The 17,890-nt window shown below is 28.5% G+C and carries 16 protein-coding genes; 10 read left to right on the top strand and 6 right to left on the bottom strand.

All coding sequences use genetic code 11. The features are described 5' to 3' along the window. Positions 1–55: 55 nt before the first annotated feature. Entirely contained in the window at positions 56–505 is a 450-nt protein-coding gene (locus MARPI_RS01465; RefSeq protein ID WP_014295822.1) for a hypothetical protein, read from the bottom strand. 83 nt (positions 506–588) lie between these two features. Beyond that, entirely contained in the window at positions 589–798 is a 210-nt protein-coding gene (locus MARPI_RS01460) for a helix-turn-helix transcriptional regulator (RefSeq protein ID WP_014295821.1), read from the bottom strand. Positions 799–982: 184 nt separating this feature from the next. Here MARPI_RS01460 and MARPI_RS01455 point away from each other — a divergent pair, with 184 nt between their 5' ends. From MARPI_RS01455 to MARPI_RS01430, 7 genes are all read left to right on the top strand, one after another. Continuing rightward, entirely contained in the window at positions 983–1,603 is a 621-nt protein-coding gene (locus MARPI_RS01455) for a helix-turn-helix domain-containing protein (protein WP_014295820.1), read from the top strand. Positions 1,604–1,681: 78 nt separating this feature from the next. Next, positions 1,682–3,238, top strand: coding sequence for a DNA methyltransferase (locus tag MARPI_RS01450; protein ID WP_014295819.1), 1,557 nt, complete (start codon positions 1,682–1,684; stop codon positions 3,236–3,238). 143 nt (positions 3,239–3,381) lie between these two features. After that, positions 3,382–5,181 (top strand): SNIPE associated domain-containing protein, encoded by a 1,800-nt coding sequence (locus tag MARPI_RS01445; protein ID WP_014295818.1) that lies wholly within the window; start codon positions 3,382–3,384, stop codon positions 5,179–5,181. Between the two features lie 51 nt (positions 5,182–5,232). Then, positions 5,233–6,198, top strand: coding sequence for an STAS domain-containing protein (locus MARPI_RS01440; RefSeq protein WP_014295817.1), 966 nt, complete (start codon positions 5,233–5,235; stop codon positions 6,196–6,198). Between the two features lie 16 nt (positions 6,199–6,214). Next, a complete protein-coding gene (locus MARPI_RS01435; protein WP_014295816.1) occupies positions 6,215–6,586 on the top strand; it encodes an STAS-like domain-containing protein in 372 nt (123 codons plus the stop codon). 156 nt (positions 6,587–6,742) lie between these two features. After that, positions 6,743–6,904 (top strand): hypothetical protein, encoded by a 162-nt coding sequence (locus tag MARPI_RS11055; protein WP_014295815.1) that lies wholly within the window; start codon positions 6,743–6,745, stop codon positions 6,902–6,904. Between the two features lie 2 nt (positions 6,905–6,906). Next, complete coding sequence (locus tag MARPI_RS01430; protein WP_014295814.1) at positions 6,907–8,376, top strand: recombinase family protein; 1,470 nt, start codon at positions 6,907–6,909, stop codon at positions 8,374–8,376. Between the two features lie 85 nt (positions 8,377–8,461). Here the strand turns inward: MARPI_RS01430 and MARPI_RS01425 are convergent, their stop codons facing one another. After that, entirely contained in the window at positions 8,462–9,271 is an 810-nt protein-coding gene (locus MARPI_RS01425; protein WP_014295813.1) for a hypothetical protein, read from the bottom strand. 352 nt (positions 9,272–9,623) lie between these two features. Between MARPI_RS01425 and MARPI_RS01420 the strand changes: the two genes are divergently transcribed. Beyond that, positions 9,624–10,898 carry a TrpB-like pyridoxal phosphate-dependent enzyme gene (locus tag MARPI_RS01420; RefSeq protein ID WP_014295812.1) on the top strand — a complete coding sequence of 425 codons (1,275 nt, stop codon included), beginning with the start codon at positions 9,624–9,626 and terminating at the stop codon, positions 10,896–10,898. A gap of 98 nt (positions 10,899–10,996) precedes the next feature. Here MARPI_RS01420 and MARPI_RS01415 read toward each other — a convergent pair whose 3' ends face one another. Both MARPI_RS01415 and MARPI_RS01410 read right to left on the bottom strand, forming a co-directional pair. Continuing rightward, on the bottom strand, positions 10,997–12,751 hold the full coding sequence (locus tag MARPI_RS01415) for an ABC transporter ATP-binding protein (protein ID WP_014295811.1): 1,755 nt from the start codon (positions 12,749–12,751) through the stop codon (positions 10,997–10,999). Next, positions 12,752–14,482, bottom strand: a complete 1,731-nt coding sequence (locus MARPI_RS01410; RefSeq protein WP_014295810.1) for an ABC transporter ATP-binding protein — start codon at positions 14,480–14,482, stop codon at positions 12,752–12,754. It lies immediately after the preceding gene. 648 nt (positions 14,483–15,130) lie between these two features. Between MARPI_RS01410 and MARPI_RS01405 the strand changes: the two genes are divergently transcribed. Continuing rightward, positions 15,131–15,661, top strand: a complete 531-nt coding sequence (locus MARPI_RS01405; RefSeq protein WP_014295807.1) for a hypothetical protein — start codon at positions 15,131–15,133, stop codon at positions 15,659–15,661. A gap of 75 nt (positions 15,662–15,736) precedes the next feature. On the opposite strand, the gene MARPI_RS11050 is transcribed toward MARPI_RS01405, so the two are convergent. Next, positions 15,737–15,910: a hypothetical protein gene (locus tag MARPI_RS11050; RefSeq protein ID WP_171814207.1), complete on the bottom strand. Its 174-nt coding sequence runs from the start codon at positions 15,908–15,910 to the stop codon at positions 15,737–15,739. A gap of 724 nt (positions 15,911–16,634) precedes the next feature. On the opposite strand from MARPI_RS11050, the gene MARPI_RS01395 reads away from it, so the two are divergent. Further along, positions 16,635–17,788 (top strand): IS3 family transposase gene (locus MARPI_RS01395; RefSeq protein WP_202945936.1). Its coding sequence is split into 2 segments (ribosomal slippage): positions 16,635–16,872 and positions 16,872–17,788, totalling 1,155 coding nucleotides; the frame shifts between segments, so codons are not numbered across the junction. Positions 17,789–17,890 lie beyond the last annotated feature (102 nt).

The following is a 17,890-nucleotide window of genomic DNA, read 5'->3' as shown; positions in this document are numbered from 1 at the left end:
AAATATGATATAATAATATTGGCAGAAATATGGAATTTTTCCCTATCTTCCGCGCTCACACTGTTCCCGCGGTGTGGGCGTTTTCTTTTAAAGGTAAGCTTATAAGTCTTGCTTGTTCTTCTTTGTATCGTTTAATCCCTTCTCTAATCTTCCATTTTTGATATGGGCCATGAATATCGAAAAATTTCAATAAGCCATTTGATTTTCTATTTTCCACACCAATCTGGATACTTCTAAAAAAAATCTGTATAATAATTTCATCTTGTGGATTGTCAATTCTATTTATTGTTTTCAAAATATCTTTAAAATACGTTTTATATGGTTCCGGCGATGTTCTTATTAACTTTTGTAATTTTACTTTTAATTCATCTTCAATTTCTTCCAGATAATTATATTTTTCCAATAAGTTTTGAATGATCATAGAATTGGCTATTGAGTTGCTGTTTTCTTGAATTAATTTCACTATCTTTATTTTCGAAACTGCTACCTCTCGTATTTCTCCCATTTTTTTCACCTCCCTCTTCTAGTATCAGGTATATCCCCACTAAAGTTTCTAAATATCTTTTACTAATTTTTGTTTTCATTGCATCACCTCCCTGCTAATGGTGTATCTTTAAAATCGAAGAGTTCTTCCACTGTTGTTCCTAATATCCTTGCTATTTTTATTGCTTTGTCGAGTGGGGGTTTGCTTTTTCCTGTTTCCCACATGGCTACAGTGTTTTGTTGTACATTTAAAAGCTTTGCTAGTTCTTTTTGAGTTAAACCTTTTTTTAAACGATAAATCTTTAATTTTTTCATTTACTCACCTCCTATATCATTTGAATCAATTTTTTTCTTCTAAAAATCATTTACATTGATATTATATATCAATTGAATTGATATGTCAATTACAAAAATATGAAATTTATATTAAAAATTGATATTCAAAATATAAATATCAATATTATTGATTTTAGTGTATAATTATTTTTGAGGTGAAATTGTGGAAAAATTTGCTGAAAGGTTGAAACGTGCAAGATTAAATAAAAATTTAAGACAAAAAGATTTGGCTGATTTACTTCATGTAGGTCAGTCCACTGTTGCTATGTGGGAAAGAGGAAAATCAATTCCTGATATTAAAATTGCTTCAGAATTAGCAAAATTATTAGATGTCTCAGTAGACTTTCTTTTGGGAATAGATAATAAAATTAAAAATATCGAAGACAACAAACTCAGTTTAAAGCAAATTCCTGTATATGGATATGTTGCAGCAAATAGTCAGCATGGTGAAGTTGCATATGAAGAATTACTCGATTTTATCGTTATCCCTGAAGGAATGCGAGGAGATTTTGGTTTAATAATCAAAGGAGACTCCATGGAACCTCGTCTTAAAGACGGTGATATTGCCGTAGTTTTAAAACAACCTATTCTTGAAAATGGCGAAATCGGAGTGATTATTATTAATGGAAATGAAGGCGTAGTAAAAAAATATTATCAATCTGAAAATGCTATAACATTAATTAGTTTAAATGAAAATCATCCGCCAATAGTAATCCCAAAAAGAAATTGGGACGACATAATTATTGTTGGTAAAGTAGTAGGGAAATATGAAAGATGGGAATAAAGCGAGACCTCGAGGGTCTCGCTTTTTTAATTAATATATCAGGTGATATATTAATTCAAATAAAAATGGGGGGATAATATGAGCATCAATTGGAAGCTAGAGAATTGGAAAAATAAACTTTTTTTTGGGGATAATTTAGAAGTTATGAAAAAATATATACCAGATGAATTTGTTGATTTGGTATATTTAGATCCACCTTTTAATTCGAAAAGAAGTTATAATGTTATTTTTAAGGAAATGGATAAAAATGATTCGCCTGCTCAAATAAAAGCTTTTGATGATACGTGGCATTGGGGGCCTGATTCTGAAGAAACGCTAATAGCTATTCGAGAACATCCAAATTCAACACCAAAACTAATAGATTTAATTAATGGTTTTGTCAAAGCGTTAGGAAGAAATGATGCTACTGCATACTTAGTTATGCTTACTATTAGATTATTAGAAATATATAGAATAATGAAACCAACTGCTTCAATTTATTTGCATTGTGATCCAACAATGAGTCATTATATTAAAGTAATTATGGATCAAATATTTGGAGTAAAGAATTTTAAAAATGAAATTGTATGGTGTTATAAATCAAGACCAAATTCAAAGAAAAGATTTAACAGAAAACATGATATTATCTTATTTTATACTAAAACTAATAAATATTATTTTGATTATACAAAGGTTTTAGAACCTTTATCTGAAGAAACAATAAAAAAATATAAATTAATTGACGAAACTGGAAGAAAATACCGACTTTGTGGAAGAGGAATTGTAGGTTCCCCTATAAAAAGTGCAAAAGATGTTGATCCTATTTGGGAAAAAGAACATCCTGAATTAACTGTTCGAGTTTACCTAGATGAAAGAAAAGGATTAACTGAACCTGACTATTGGTATATAGAACAATTAAATCAATCAGCTAAGGAAAGATTAGGCTATCCTACACAAAAACCTCTTGAGTTATTAAAAAAAATTCTTTCTGTATCATCTACTGAGGGAAATATTGTTTTTGATCCATTTTGTGGTTGTGGAACTACAATTGATGCTGCGCAAAACTTAAATAGAAAATGGATTGGAATAGATATTACTCATTTAGCTATTACTTTAATAAAGCATAGGTTGTCTGATAGATATGGTATTGATATAAAAGATACATTTGAAGTTCACGGAGAACCTTTAACAGTTGAAGCAGCTAAAGAATTAGCTTTAAATGATAGAATGGAATTCCAAATTTGGGCTTGTGGGTTGGTTGGAGCTAAACCATTGGAAAAAAAAGGAGCTGATGATGGAATCGATGGAATAATATATTTTGATGAAATAGAAGAAGTTAAAAAAGCATTGGTTCAAGTAAAAAGTGGTAAAGTCTCCGTCAAAGATATTAGAGATTTTGTTGGAACAATTGAAAGAGAAAAAGCCCCTTTTGGGATTTTTATAACTCTACAAAAACCAACTCGACCAATGTTAAAAGAAGCTATAAGTGCTGGAAAATATAAGCCAAAATATTCTGAAGATTCAATACCAAAAGTTAGAATAATTACTATAGAGCAGTTATTAAATGGGCAAAAATTATATATTCCTTTACAAAGAAAATATTCTAGAAAAGCTCCAAGAAGAAAAGAACCAGTAAAGAAAATAAAATTATTTTAGTGAGGAAAGATAGAAAATTATGATAAGAAAATAATTGTTGTATTATGTATTTGCTTTATTTTAGTTTTTATCTTTGATTTAGCTTTCGGATTAGTTAAATTGTAAATAATACTAAAATTTTAACGGCGAATTGGAGGGATATTATGATTAAACTCATGACCTTTTTGACTCTTATTTCTGGAAGTATTTTAGGTATATTAATTAGCGGAATAGCTAAAGATATTACTTTTAATGGGATGAATGTTAATAACCTACTATTTTATATATTAGGTTTTCTTTTTTTATTAGAATTTATAATTCTCTTTTCAAAAGCAATGCGTATGGAGATTATTAAAAAAGATATCAATAAAAAGAATAAACTTATAAAAGCATTAAAAAAAGAAGCTGATTCTTTAATTAATAAAGCTGCTGAAATAGAAAGGAATTTGACAGGTAAAGAATGGACTTATAAAAAGAAAATGGCTAAAGCTGAAAAGTTAAAAAATGAAGCTAAAAATATTTACGAAAAAATTCATAATATAGAAAAAGAGATAGAAGATTTAGAATTTCATTTAAAAGAATTAATGGGTAAAAAAAATAATCAAGATAAAAATGAAGATATATCTTATGAAGGGAAGATAAACTCTAAAGAAGAGGATAAAAAATATAAGGAAGAGCCTAATTCAAATGTTGATATTGTTCTTGCCAAAGCACAACAAAAAGCGCAATATATTATAGCTGAAGCAGAAAAGAAAGCTAAAGAAATTCTTGGTGATGCTTATGAAAATGCAAAGGAAAAGGAACAACTTGAAAAGAAAATTGAAGAATTAAGAAAAATTGAAAAAGCTTTGAGAAACACCATAAATGGTTATGGGAATGAATATATTATACCAACTTATACTGTTTTAGACGAGTTAATTGAAGAATATGGATATAGCGAAGCATCTCAAAAGATTAAAGAAATTAGAAAAACCATGAGAAAAATGATTAAAGATAGAACAGCCGCAAAATGTGATTATGCAGATCATTATAGAGCAGATAACGCTAAAGATTTTGTTATAGACGCATTTAATGGAAAAGTTGCTACTATTATGGCAAAAGTAAAACATGATAATTATGGTATTTTAAGGCAAAAAATTATAGATGCATTCCATCTTGTTAATAAGTTAGGGAAGCCATTTCAAAATGCGCGAGTTACAAATGAATATTTGCAATTGAAATTAGATGAATTGAAATACGCAACATTTTTAAAAGAATTAAAACTTAAAGATATGGAAGAACAAAGAAGAATCAGAGAACAAATGAGAGAAGAAGAAAAAGCAAGAAGAGAAATCGAAAAAGCATTAAAAGAAGCTCAAAAAGAAGAAGAAATGTTGCAAAAAGCTATGGAAAAGGTTAGAGCCGAACTTGCAGTAGCTACTGAACAGCAAAAAGCAAAATACGAAGCTCAATTAGAAAAATTGAAACAAAAACTCGAAGAAGCCGAAGCACGAAATCAAAGAGCTATATCTATGGCACAGCAAACAAAAGCTGGTCATGTTTATATAATTTCAAATATAGGTTCTTTTGGTGAAAATGTTTATAAAATTGGTATGACAAGAAGATTAGAACCGCTTGATAGAGTTAGAGAATTAGGAGATGCAAGTGTTCCATTTCCATTTGATGTTCATGCTTTAATTTATAGTGAAAATGCTCCGGAGTTGGAAAACAGATTACATAAATTCTTTGAAGAAAAAAGGATGAACAAAGTAAATTTAAGAAAGGAATTTTTCAAAGTAACTATAGCTGAAATCAAGGAATTTCTTGAAAAAGAAGGAATTGAAGCAAAATGGACAATCCAGGCTGAAGCAGCAGAATATAGAGAAACATTAGCTATTGAAGAAGGCTTAAAGAAAGGAACATATACAAAAGATAGATTTGGACATTTTGTTCCTGTTAAACTCGAGGAGTACGAGAGGAATTGAGGGGATAACCTCTTGGAGGCTAAAATAAAAATAAGATTTAGGAGGGATACCATGGAAGTTATTGAACTACCAAACAAAGTTACTTTAGATAATGTTTTAACCTTAATTAATTTAACTCAGCAATCTTTTAATAATGGAAATGAAATTTTATTCGATTTTTCAAAAGTTAGTTTTGTAGATCCTTTTGGAGCAAATTTTTTGGTTCTTTTGATAAAAAATTTAGAAAACAAAGGAATTAAAATTAATGTTAATATTTTAGAACTAAATTCAGATGTGTTTGATTACTTAAATAGAATGAATTTTTTTGATAAGTTAGGAATTGATTATTTAGAATATCCACATGTTAAGCATGATTCGAATAATCGCTTCCTTGAAATGAAAGAAATATATTCAATAGAAGAAATACCAGATGTTGAAAAGCATTTTCAAAAAGTAATAAAAGATGAAGATTTAGCAAGATTTTTAGGATATCAAATCAGAGAATTGCTGGATAATATATTCTCTCATGCCGAAAGTTCGATCGGAGCTTTATTAATGTCTCAAAAATATCATTCCAGTTCTACTGAAAAAATAATTTTTAGTGTTGGTGATCTTGGAGTCGGAATACCTGCAACTTTAAAGCCTTTTTTCCAAAATATAAGTATGGATCACTTACTAATAGAAAAATCTTTGGATTTTGGTGTTTCTAGCAAAAAAAATAGTGGAATATATTTTGGGAGTGATCATCGGGGTGCTGGATTATATTATATAAAAAGATATGTTCAAATGAATAAGTGGAATTTGTTAGTAATTTCAAAAAAAGGGTTGTATTTTATAAAAAGAGGAAAAGAAACTATAAAAAAAGAATTTAAATATAATATAATAGATGGGACGCTTTTTGCATTGTCTATTAATAATGAAAATATTTTTGATTATGACATTTTACATGAAATGCTTTTAAATGAAACATCAGAATACTTGAATAAAAATGTAAATAGTGATATAATACTAGATGAAGATTTCGACGAAGAATGGTAAACAAGGGGGCGATTATATGCTCATAAAACTTTTTGAAATGTATAACACTGATATTTTAGGGACAAGATATGAAGGAGAAAAGTTAAGAATAATTTTAAAAAAATATCTTGAAAATACAAAAGATATTATATACATAGATTTTAATAACATAAATGTTGTTACTCACAGTTTTTTAGATCAAGCCGTAGGAACGCTTTTTTCTGAGTATGGCCCTATAGTATTCAAAAGGATAAAATTTAAGAATGCACAAAATTCAGTAAAATCAATAGGCAAATTAATAAAAATAGATAGAGTTAGAGATTTTATTTTTAAGCCTGATAAATATGCTTATAAAAAAGTTCCACTTCATATTTTAAATCATTTTAAAAGTAATTATCATAGAATATAATGCCGGACTAAAATTCCGGCATTTTTTTATTTTGCAAAATAACAAAAATGTAGTATAATATATGTTGATATTAATCTTAAAAGTTTAATCATATTAATTAAATTATTTTGCATCACTTCAGTAAGAAAATATTAAAATGTGTTTGAGGTGATGCAAATGATTATAGTTCGTGTATTAGTTAGTGAAGAAGATTTAGACTTACTTAAAGAGTTTGGATTTATGTTTTGGGATGAAAGAAAACTCAATCAAGACGAACTTTACGCATTTTATAAGTTTTTGCTTTTACTACAAAAGGTTAGCAAGGAGGGAAGTGAATAACTATGAAAAAGGCTGCAGCTTATGCAAGAGTTTCGACAAAAGATCAATCAAAAATATCAATTGAAGGGCAGTTTAAAACAATAGAAAATTTTGCAAAACAATATGGATTTAAAATTGTAGATTATTTTTCGGATAAAGACTCTGGAAAGAAAATGAAAAGAGAACAGTTAGACATTCTTTTAGAAAATGCATATAAAGGGAAATATGATGTAATTCTTGTTGAAAAGTACGATCGTTTTTCCAGAGCTGGTATTGATGGACAGGTTATAATTCAGGATTTAGAAAAGAATTACAATGTTCTTGTTATTGCTGCTTTAGAACCTTTCGATGTTTCAACGCCTCAAGGTCGTTTTACAAGAACTATAATTCTTGCTTCTTATACACTTGAAGGAGAAATGATTTCGCAAAGGACAAAAATGAGAATGAAAGATATTGCCTCAAAAAAATACTGGATGGGTGGGAATCCACCTTTTGGTTTTGATAGTTATCAAATTATTGACGATGAAGGGAAGAAAAGAAGAAAGCTAAAAATAAACGAAGAACAGGCTAAGATTGTAAGGGAAATTTTTGAATTAAGATTAAAAAATATTGGTTATTCTGAAATCGCCAAGCGTTTAAATGAACGAGGTATAAAAAATGCGCGTGGAAATCTATGGAGAGGATCAACGATTTTAGATATGATCAACAATCCATTATACGCTGGGATATATATTTATGGAAAAGGTAATAAGAGAAGTAGGAAAAGATCATCAGAATTGAAAGATGCAGTAATTATAGAAAATTTTGTTGAACCTATTATCAGCAGAGAAGTTTTTGAAGAAGTAAATAGAAAAAATGGGAAACTAACTAATGCATTAACAAGACATAAGTATCTTTTAAAAGGGTTAATATATACTGAAAACGGAGACAGAATGGTAGGAGCAGGAGGAAAAACTCCATCTTATGTTTCTTCCGCCTGGCATTCTGGAAAAACAAGAGGATATATAGGTATAGCCAAAAGCAAAATTGAACGTGAAGTATTTTTACACGTTAAGCATAGGTTATTGGAATTTGATTTTGACGATGATGAATTTTGGGAAGAATTTGCTGAAACACTTAATTATGTAAAAAAATTAAAAATGAATATTGAAAATGAAAAAGTTTTAGCTTTAAGAAAAAGATTAGAAGAGATTGAAGAACAACTGATAAATATTACAAATGCAATAAAAGCAGGAATAATTAATGATGAAATAAAAAAAGAAAATGAGTTGCTAACTAAAGAAAAAAATGATATCATAAACCAAATTAAAATGGCAGATATGCATTTTGATACGGAAACACCTGAAAGATTAAAGAAAAAATGGAGAGAAAAAATTCAAGCGTTAGAAAATTATGATGAAGATAAATTAATAGAAATTTATAATCAGCTAATTGAAAGGATTATCGTTTATAAAGATAAGTTTATTGAAATTAATTTTAAACAGATTGAATAATACTGTGGTTTTACTATTCCGTTTAATACGGGGTGGGGCTGCCATAAAAAACAGCGACGTTTATTAAAACGTCGCTGTTTTTTTATCAAGTTTTTGTTAAATAATTGATTTCCCAGAAATTCCACAGATATTCTGGTCCTTTTTTATATAATAATTTTAATGAATCAAGTTTTTTATTGTTTGAATGCCAGAAATCTATAATGGCGAACATTCCTGATATTGCAATATATTTATCCCAATAATTATTTGCTGTAATTCCCTTTATTAAAAGATTTTTATCTAATTTATTTTTCAATTTTTCTTTTAACATTTCATATGAATATTCTCTTTTTTTAATATATTTTTTTTCGTTCCAATTAATTTGTTCTATGTTATTTGAATAGGATAAAAAATGTGCAAATCCCTCGTCAAAAAATAAATATTTTAATTGATTTTCGATTTTTTGTGGATATTGAAATCTTTGATGAATGTAGTAATGAGCTAATTCATGAGTGATTAATAAGGATATATTTTCTTTTAACTTTGGAAGATTGTCAATATTTTTTCCAAGTAAATATATATCGAAAATCATCAAAGTATTTCCGTTTTCATCATATCTTATCATTGCTTCGTAGGGAGATGGAGCGCCAATGATTGGGAAAATAATGAAGCTATTATCTGTATTATCAGATATTTCAAATATATTTTTCCATATATTATAATTACAAGGTTTAAATGAAAAAATGATATTTTTGAATAAATTATAAGTGTTTTTAATTTTTTGATAAGATTCCTCTGGAGGTGCTTCAAATAAAATTTTTCCATTTTCAATAAGAGAAAAGATTTTATTGTTTGAGATTTTTTTTAAATTTTTTTCCATTAAATATGTATCTATTATTTCTGTATTTATTTTCATTTTCCATTTTTCTCCTTTCATGAGTTTTTATATTTAATATAATATATTATACATTATTTTTGGTGGAAGACTTTACTTTTTGAAATTTTTGTAGTATAATATATGAAAATTATTATAAAGAGGTTTTGTGTATGGGAAATTATTATAATAGAAATATAGTTGTAAATACAAATTTTAATAGCGTAAATTGGTGGTGGACGCCCGGTGGGTGTCTACTGCTTTGTCATGCTTCGGAAAAATGAGGCATTAAAGCGAGTGATTATTAATTAATGTAGGCAGTCACCGGATATCCAAATTGGATATCCGGTTTTTTTATTTTAAATTACAAATTTGAAAGAAAGGGGTTGGTTTTATGGGTAAAAGAGAAAGAGTTTATTTGTCTGTTGAGGAGATGCCAAAATACTGGTATAATGCATTAGCTGATTTGCCATTTGAACTTGATCCACCTTTAAATCCACAAACTAAGGAAATAATGAAACCAGAAGAATTAGAGGCAATTTTTCCAAAACCAATTGTAGAGCAGGAAGTTACAAAGGAGAGATATATAAAGATTCCTGATGCAGTTTTAGAGGAATATGCAATTTTCAGGCCAACACCACTTATTAGAGCAACTAATCTTGAAGAATACCTTGAAACACCTGCAAGGATTTATTATAAATATGAAGGTGTTTCTCCAACCGGCAGTCATAAGACTAATACTTCTATTCCTCAGGCATATTATAATAAAATTTCTGGTGTTGATACTCTTGTCACTGAAACAGGTGCTGGACAATGGGGAAGCGCTTTATCTTATGCAGGTCTAAAATTTGGATTGAACATAGAGGTATATATGGTTAAGACAAGTTTTGAACAAAAGCCAATGAGGAAACATCTTATTAATCTTTTTAATGGTAAGGTTACTCCAAGTCCAAGTTTAGATACTGAATTTGGTAAAAAGATGATTTCAATGGATGAAGATAATCCAGGTAGTTTAGGAATAGCAATTAGTGAAGCATTGGAAGTTGTATTTACCAAAAAGAATGCAAAATATGCTCTCGGCAGTGTTTTAAATCATGTTTTATTGCATCAGAGTATAATAGGACTTGAAATTAAGAAACAGCTTGAAAAGATTAATGAAAGTGCTGATGTTGTTATAGGATGTCACGGTGGAGGTTCCAATCTTGGTGGAACAATTTTGCCGTTTGTTCCAGAAAAACTTTCTAATGATAATATTAAATTTCTTGCATGTGAGCCGAAGTCCTGTCCTTCTTTAACTGAAGGTGAGTATAGATACGATAATGGCGATACTGCAGGTTTAACTCCTTTAATGAAAATGTATACACTGGGAAAAGAATTTATTCCTCCTAAGATTCATGCAGGTGGATTACGTTATCACGGTTCTGCACCAATTATTGCAAGGTTAAAACATGAAGGGCTTTTAGATGCTGTAGCTTTTTCACAGGATGAAACTTTTGAAGCTGCAAAATTGTTTGCGAAATTAGAAGGTATTGTTCCAGCTCCTGAATCTTCCCATGCAATTGCTGGTGCAATTAAGGAAGCAATTGAAGCAAAAGAAAATAAAGAAGAGAAGGTTATTGTATTTACATTGTCCGGTCATGGGCTTCTTGATTTAACAGCGTATTCTTAATAAAAAAGCCAGCCAGGATTGATCCTGGCTGGCTTAAATTATAGTATAAACTCATTTATTATCACAATATATTCTAATTTTTAAGGTTACACTTTTGTTTATGCACCTATTTCAAGAAACTTAAATTGTGAAAGATATAAATTGTAATAAAATCCTTTTTTAGACATTAGTTCATCATGATTCCCGGATTCAATGATTTTTCCATTATCAATATAAAATATTCTATCGGCATTTCTAATTGTGGATAGTCTATGAGCAATAACAAATGATGTTCTACCTTTTAATAATTTTTTAATCCCATCTTGTACTAATTTTTCTGTGTGTGTATCAATATTTGATGTCGCTTCGTCTAAAATTAAGATTTTTGGATTTGCGAGTAAGGCTCTTGCAAAAGAGATTAATTGTCTTTCTCCAATTGATAATCTTACACCTCTTTCGTTAACTTTTGTATCATAACCTTTTTCTAATTTCATAATAAATTCGTGAGCATGAACAGCTTTAGCAACATTGATAATTTCTTCATCTGTGGCATCCAATTTTCCATATCTAATATTTTCTTTTATAGTATCTGAAAATAGAAATGTATCCTGCAGCATAATTCCCATTTGAGAGCGTAAAGATTCAAGATCCACGTTTTTAATATCTATTCCATCAATTAATATTTTACCTTTTTGGGGATCGTAAAATCTGCTAATTAAATTAATTACAGTTGTTTTTCCTGCACCGGTTGGTCCGACTAGAGCTATAGTTTCTCCTGCATTTACTTTAAAAGACATGTCTTTTAATATAATTTCTTTATCGTATGAAAAATATACATTTTTAAATTCAACTTTTCCCTTTATTTCAGGCATAATTCTGGCATTTTTTGAATTAACAATAAGTGGTTTAGTATCCAGTATCTCAAATATTCTTTCTGCTGCTGAAATATTGGTAACAAGCGAGTTATAAAAATTACTTAAATTCATAATAGGTCTCCAGAACATACCTATATAACCAATAAAAGCTACAACAGTTCCAACGGTTATTTCATTTAAATCTATCATTTTGGTACTTAAATAAAATACAACAACACTTCCAATTCCCCAGGAAACCAAAACCATTGCCCAGAACCAATCATTTATTTTTACAGCATTAACAAATGAATTCATCATTTTTTGAGTTAAAAATCTGAATTTTTTATTTGTTTTATTTTCAGCAGTAAACGATTTAATAATTCTAATTCCTGATATATCTTCATGTGTAAAAGCATTTAATTCAGAACGGTTTTTTCTATAATTCATCCATCGTTTTCTACTAATGTTTTCAATTAGAAATAAACCAAAAAGCAGAAATGGCAATATTATCATTGATGCAAGGGCTAGTTTAAAGTTCATCGAAAACATTATTATTGCTACAAAAACAAGAGTTAAAAATTCAGGTACTAAACTTGTTATACTATTAGAAAATAGTTGTTGAAGTGAATTTACATCATTCACAACACGTGCTAAAATTTTTCCTACAGGTTTAGTATCAAAAAAGGAAAATGAAAGTTTTTGTATGTGTTCGTATAATTCATGTCTAATATTCACAACGATTTTATTTGTAATTTTACCCATTAATATAATGCGCATTCTTGAAATAAAAAGTGAGAGCAGGTTTAAAAACATTACAGCTACTCCAACTATTATTAAACCGTTGAGATTATTATTTGCAATGTATTTATCTATAGCTATTTTAAAGAAATAGGGGTTTATTAAATTAATACCCATTACTATAATCATAAGAAAAATAACCATAATTGTTTGTTTAAAGAACGGTTTTAAGTATGAAAATATTCTTAAAATAGTTTTTGTTTTTTCAAATTTTAAATTCATTTATACCACCTCATCTTCAATTAAATCCTCAAAGTCCTTAAATTGCTCAGCATAAATTTCATAATATCTTCCTTTCATATTTAATAATTCATCATGTGTTCCTCTTTCGATGATTTCGCCATTATCAAGATAAATTATTTCATCGGCATTTTTTACAGCAGAGATTCGATGAGCAATAATAATTTTTGTGTTTTGTAGTTCTTTTGAATATATACTTTTTAATAATTCATATTCTGTATCCATATCAAGAGCTGAAGTTGCATCATCAAAAATTATTATAGGAGCTTTTTTTATAAGCGCTCTTGCAATTGTTAATCTTTGTTTCTGGCCTCCCGATAATCCCAGCCCTCTTTCTCCAATAATTGTGTCAAATTTTTCTGGTAATTTCATAATAAAATCATAAGCCTGTGCTTCTTTACAGGCGCTTATTATTTCTTTATCATCAATATTGTCTTTTCCATATTTTATGTTTTCTTTTACTGTATCTGAAAATAGAAAAGTATCCTGGAAAACATAGCTTATATTTTTTCTAAGTGTGTTTAAAGAAAAATCTTTTATATTTATTCCGTCAATTAAAATTTCACCTTCATCGATTTCATAAAATCTGGATAATAAACTTATTAATGTACTTTTTCCACATCCAGTTGGACCCATTATTGCAAGTGTTTTTCCAGGTTTAATCTTAAAATTTATATTTTTTAATACGTATTCATTATCATATTTAAAACTTACATTTTTAAATTCAATCTCACCATTTAATTTTTCAATCTTTATTCCTTTAAAATCTTCCGTATCTTCCTTTAAAATTTTTTCTATTTTTTTAGCTGAAGCATTTGCCTGAGAAAAAATATTGGAAAGCCATCCTATTAGTCGCATTGGCCATACAATCATCCACATATAACCGTTGAAAGCAACAAGAGTACCAATAGATATATTTCCTTTTATTACTAAAGCTCCACCTACAGTTACAACTAGTATTAAAGCGCCATTGCCAAGAAATTCAATTGTGGGAAAATATTTGCCCCATATTCGAGATTTTTCAAGATTTAATTCATAGTTTTCGTTATTTAATTTTAAAAATTTCATGATTTCATATTTTTCTCTTGCAAAGGCTTTAACAAGACGAACGCCAGAAATATTTTCCTGAGCTGTGGTATTTATCACAGCAGCCTGATCGCTTATCTTATCAAATGCTTTTCCTATTTCATTTTCTAATTTAGTTGCAAGATATGCAATAGCAGGAGCTGAAATTAAACTAATTAAAGCGAGTTTCCAGTTTAAATAAAATAAAACAAGACTTCCAAGAATAAAATATAATGCAAACTCAACAGCAATACTTATTCCAAAACCAAGAGCATTCCAGATATTATCTACATCTTCTCCTATTCTGGACATTAATTCTCCAGTGTTAGTTTTATCAAAATAGGTAAAAGGTAACTTTTGAATATGTTTAAAAAGGTCGTTTTTGATATTTTTGCTTATCTGAGAACCAGTAAAATCAAATAAAAATTCCTGAGAATACCCCATTAATGCTCTGAAGATAGTTATAAAAAATATACCGGATAAAACAGGAAATAATAAGTTTCTTTTCCCACCAACGATAATGTCATCTATAACAATTTTATTCAGGTATGGGAGTATCAGCTCTGCTGATACTCCGCCAATTAGGCATAAAGATGCAATAATAATAAATCTTTTCTGTTGAGAAACATATTTTAAAATACTTTTCATGATATAACCTCCTAAATCTGTGAGCGTTTTAGTTCAATTAGAATATCTTTTAACTTGTCCATAACGTCAAAACCTTCATAATATGATGTTTTTTTGTTTTTCAGCAAAAAATCATTCTTATACTTTTTCATAAAAATCCCCTCCTTAAATTTTGTGAAAAATTTATAAAAAAGGGCTATGGTATAAATACACCATAGCCCTTTATGTAGATAAATATAAAAAATGGGCTATGGTGTGATAACCATAGCCCAAATTTTATGTCTATATTCAACAACAATTGACCTTTATTTGAGCGAGGTTATCACATGAAGTAGACACACTTCTCCCACTATCAAATTGTAATAATTCAAATCTTACAAATGCTAATTTATTCATGTGATACCCTCCTTCCGTGAAATTTTTCATTATTTACAATATAACATATTTTTTTTATATTAAAAAATGCTATTATTAATAATGACTTTTAATTAAACGGAATTATTATAAGTTATAACCAAAAAACCAATTTTTTCTTAATGAGTAAAAATTTTAAGGAATTTCTAAGTGAAAACTAAGTTTTCTTTAAGTTTTAAAGGTTAATATATAAGTATCGAAAGACAGGAAGGAAAACAAAAAATAAAAAAACAAAATTACTATGGAGGTGTTATTATGAAGAAATTATTAACAGCATTATTAGTAGGTGGATTGATGACAGGTTCAATTTTTGCATTTAATGCAAATGCACCAAGGGTATATCAAGAAACGTCAGGAACAGTACCAATGTATCAAAATTATCAAGGAGTACCAGGTGGATATTTATTTACTGAAGAAAATATGCTAACAGTAACTGGAGTAATTGAATCAATAGAAGAAAATGAGGATTATCCAGGATTATTGGAAATAAAAGTTAAAACAGAAGCAGGAGAAGAAATAGAATTACATGCAAATGCATATTTTGCTGGAAGTTTAGAAATAGGACAAACAATGGAAGTAACAGGATGGTCGGTGGAAATAAATGGAGAAAAAATCTTTAGACCAGCAGAAACAAAAATAGACGGAGAAGAAGTATTATTAAACGGTTTTAGAGGTTCAGCAAGAGGAACAGGATATGCATCACAGACACAATATCCAGCACAACCTGGAGCATATGCAAAACCAGCACCAAGAGGTAGAGGTCATGGTGGAAGAGGAAGATTTTAATAAACAGGGCAACAGCTTGTTGCCCTAATTTGGTAATTAACAAAATTGAAAATTGCGAAACAAGTTGTTGCGCATTTAAATATCTTTATCCTTTTTAACCAAATTCATATTATTAATTATCTCTTGACTTATTGCTTTATACTTCTCTTCAAGACTATCATAAGCTTCTTTTAACCTTGGATTTTTTCTAAAAGCATTTTCCTTATATTCTTCATAATCATATAATTTTATTTTTTTGATTTTTATCACCATCCTAATTTTATGTTTAAAATTATTTTTTCAATTCCTTATAGTTACGATAAAAACAGTTGTTGATTTAACTTCCTGGTTGCAAAATATTTTTAGTTTTCAATTCCTTATAGTTACGATAAAAACCGCGGAAAAAGTTGGAGTAACGAGACAGACAGTGAAGTTTCAATTCCTTATAGGTACTGTAGAAAGTGTATACATTCCGTTTTCACGAGATAATTTTTTTAAATTTCAATTCCTTATAGGTACTGTAGAAAGTATGTTAAATGCAAAAGAATTTAATTTTTATTTTTAATTTCAATTCCTTATAGGTACTGTAGAAAGTTAAAAGAGTGCCTTCAGGCTTAAAAGGATTTATTGTTGTATTTCAATTCCTTATAGGTACTGTAGAAAGATATAAACAGGGATTATTTAATATAACAAGAATTTAATTTCAATTCCTTATAGGTACTGTAGAAAGGATAATACATCAGAAAGTTTTGGTAAAATTACAGACAGATTTCAATTCCTTATAGGTACTGTAGAAAGAGCTTTACATTTACCAGCTTATTATTGGTTAGTCTTATTTCAATTCCTTATAGGTACTGTAGAAAGAAATTTAGATATTGCCGAACAGCTTAACAAAGATTTATTTCAATTCCTTATAGTGGATTTGACCAACAAAAGTGGGCACCGAAAAGTTAACAAAGGAATAGTATAATAAAACCAGAAAGAAGGTGACCACATGAGTAAGAACGGTAAAAGATATAGTGCCGAATTTAAAGAACAAATAGTGAAATTGCATGAAATGGGAAAAAAGGTATATGATTTAAGTCGCGAATATGGCATAAGCAATGTAACGATATATAAGTGGATAAAAGAATCCAAACCGGTAATAGAAGGTGGTATCAGCAAAAAAGAATATGAGAAAATGCAAAGGGAACTGCAGCAATTAAGAATGGAGAATGAAATATTAAAAAAAGCTACAGCCATATTCGCACGAAAACAACAAGACAAATAGTAAGGTTCATAGAAAAATACAAAAAATATTACCCAGTAAAAACAATATGTAAAGTACTAAAATTTCCAAGGAGCACATATTACAAAGCGAAAAATCACAAAATAAGCAATAGAGCAAAATTTAATGAAAAACTTGATAAAAGTATATTGGAAATATATATAGATAGCCACAAACGCTATGGAGCTCCAAAGATGCATAAAGTGCTTGAAAAGAAAAATATAAAGGTAAATATAAAAACAGTACAAAAACGGATGAGAAATCTAAAAATTAGATCAATAGTAGCGAAGAAATTCAAAAATCATAAAACAAAAGAAAAAATAAAACAATTACCAAATATAATAAACCAGGATTTTGAAACGACATCAATAAATCAGAAATGGTGTGGAGATATAACCTATATATACATACGCGGAACAGGCTGGACATATTTAGCAAGTGTAATGGATATGCATACAAATAAAATAATAGGATATTCATATTCCAAAAAAATGAATAAAGAATTAGTAATAACAGCGCTGAAAAATGCCTGTATAAATGTAAAAGAAACAAAGGGAATAATATTTCATAGTGATTTAGGAACACAATATACAAGCAAAGAATTCAATGATTTACTAAAACAGAAAGGAATACAACATTCATACAGCAAAAAAGGAACACCATATGACAATGCAAAAATAGAATCATTTCATTCGATTATAAAAAAAGAAGAAATATACGTAAATAACTATAAAAGCTTTGAAGAAGCAAAAATAAAAATCTTTGAGTATATAGAATCATTCTACAACAGAAAAAGAATACACAGTTCAATAAATTATCTGACTCCACAGGAAAAAGAAGATGAAGCTCTAAAATTGTTAGAAAAAAGTAACATAGCTTAAAAGGGACTATCCAAAATACTGTGTAAATTAATTATAGTTGGTTATAAGAGATTATTTGTGTTTAGGAATAAATATGATGTTTATTCTTAATAATTCAAGAAA

The organism is Marinitoga piezophila KA3 (genome assembly GCF_000255135.1).
GTDB lineage: Bacteria > Thermotogota > Thermotogae > Petrotogales > Petrotogaceae > Marinitoga > Marinitoga piezophila.
This window is presented reverse-complemented; position numbering and strand designations above follow the sequence as displayed.

Excerpts from the sequence above, each read along its gene's own strand:
- MARPI_RS01465 (WP_014295822.1), bottom strand. The coding sequence starts at position 505 with ATGGGAGAAATACGAGAGGTAGCAGTTTCGAAAATAAAGATAGTGAAA.
- MARPI_RS01460 (WP_014295821.1), bottom strand. The coding sequence starts at position 798 with ATGAAAAAATTAAAGATTTATCGTTTAAAAAAAGGTTTAACTCAAAAA.
- MARPI_RS01450 (WP_014295819.1), top strand. The coding sequence starts at position 1,682 with ATGAGCATCAATTGGAAGCTAGAGAATTGGAAAAATAAACTTTTTTTT.
- MARPI_RS01445 (WP_014295818.1), top strand. The coding sequence starts at position 3,382 with ATGATTAAACTCATGACCTTTTTGACTCTTATTTCTGGAAGTATTTTA.
- MARPI_RS01440 (WP_014295817.1), top strand. The coding sequence starts at position 5,233 with ATGGAAGTTATTGAACTACCAAACAAAGTTACTTTAGATAATGTTTTA.
- MARPI_RS01435 (WP_014295816.1), top strand. The coding sequence starts at position 6,215 with ATGCTCATAAAACTTTTTGAAATGTATAACACTGATATTTTAGGGACA.
- MARPI_RS11055 (WP_014295815.1), top strand. The coding sequence starts at position 6,743 with ATGATTATAGTTCGTGTATTAGTTAGTGAAGAAGATTTAGACTTACTT.
- MARPI_RS01430 (WP_014295814.1), top strand. The coding sequence starts at position 6,907 with ATGAAAAAGGCTGCAGCTTATGCAAGAGTTTCGACAAAAGATCAATCA.
- MARPI_RS01425 (WP_014295813.1), bottom strand. The coding sequence starts at position 9,271 with ATGAAAATAAATACAGAAATAATAGATACATATTTAATGGAAAAAAAT.
- MARPI_RS01420 (WP_014295812.1), top strand. The coding sequence starts at position 9,624 with ATGGGTAAAAGAGAAAGAGTTTATTTGTCTGTTGAGGAGATGCCAAAA.
- MARPI_RS01415 (WP_014295811.1), bottom strand. The coding sequence starts at position 12,751 with ATGAATTTAAAATTTGAAAAAACAAAAACTATTTTAAGAATATTTTCA.
- MARPI_RS01410 (WP_014295810.1), bottom strand. The coding sequence starts at position 14,482 with ATGAAAAGTATTTTAAAATATGTTTCTCAACAGAAAAGATTTATTATT.
- MARPI_RS01405 (WP_014295807.1), top strand. The coding sequence starts at position 15,131 with ATGAAGAAATTATTAACAGCATTATTAGTAGGTGGATTGATGACAGGT.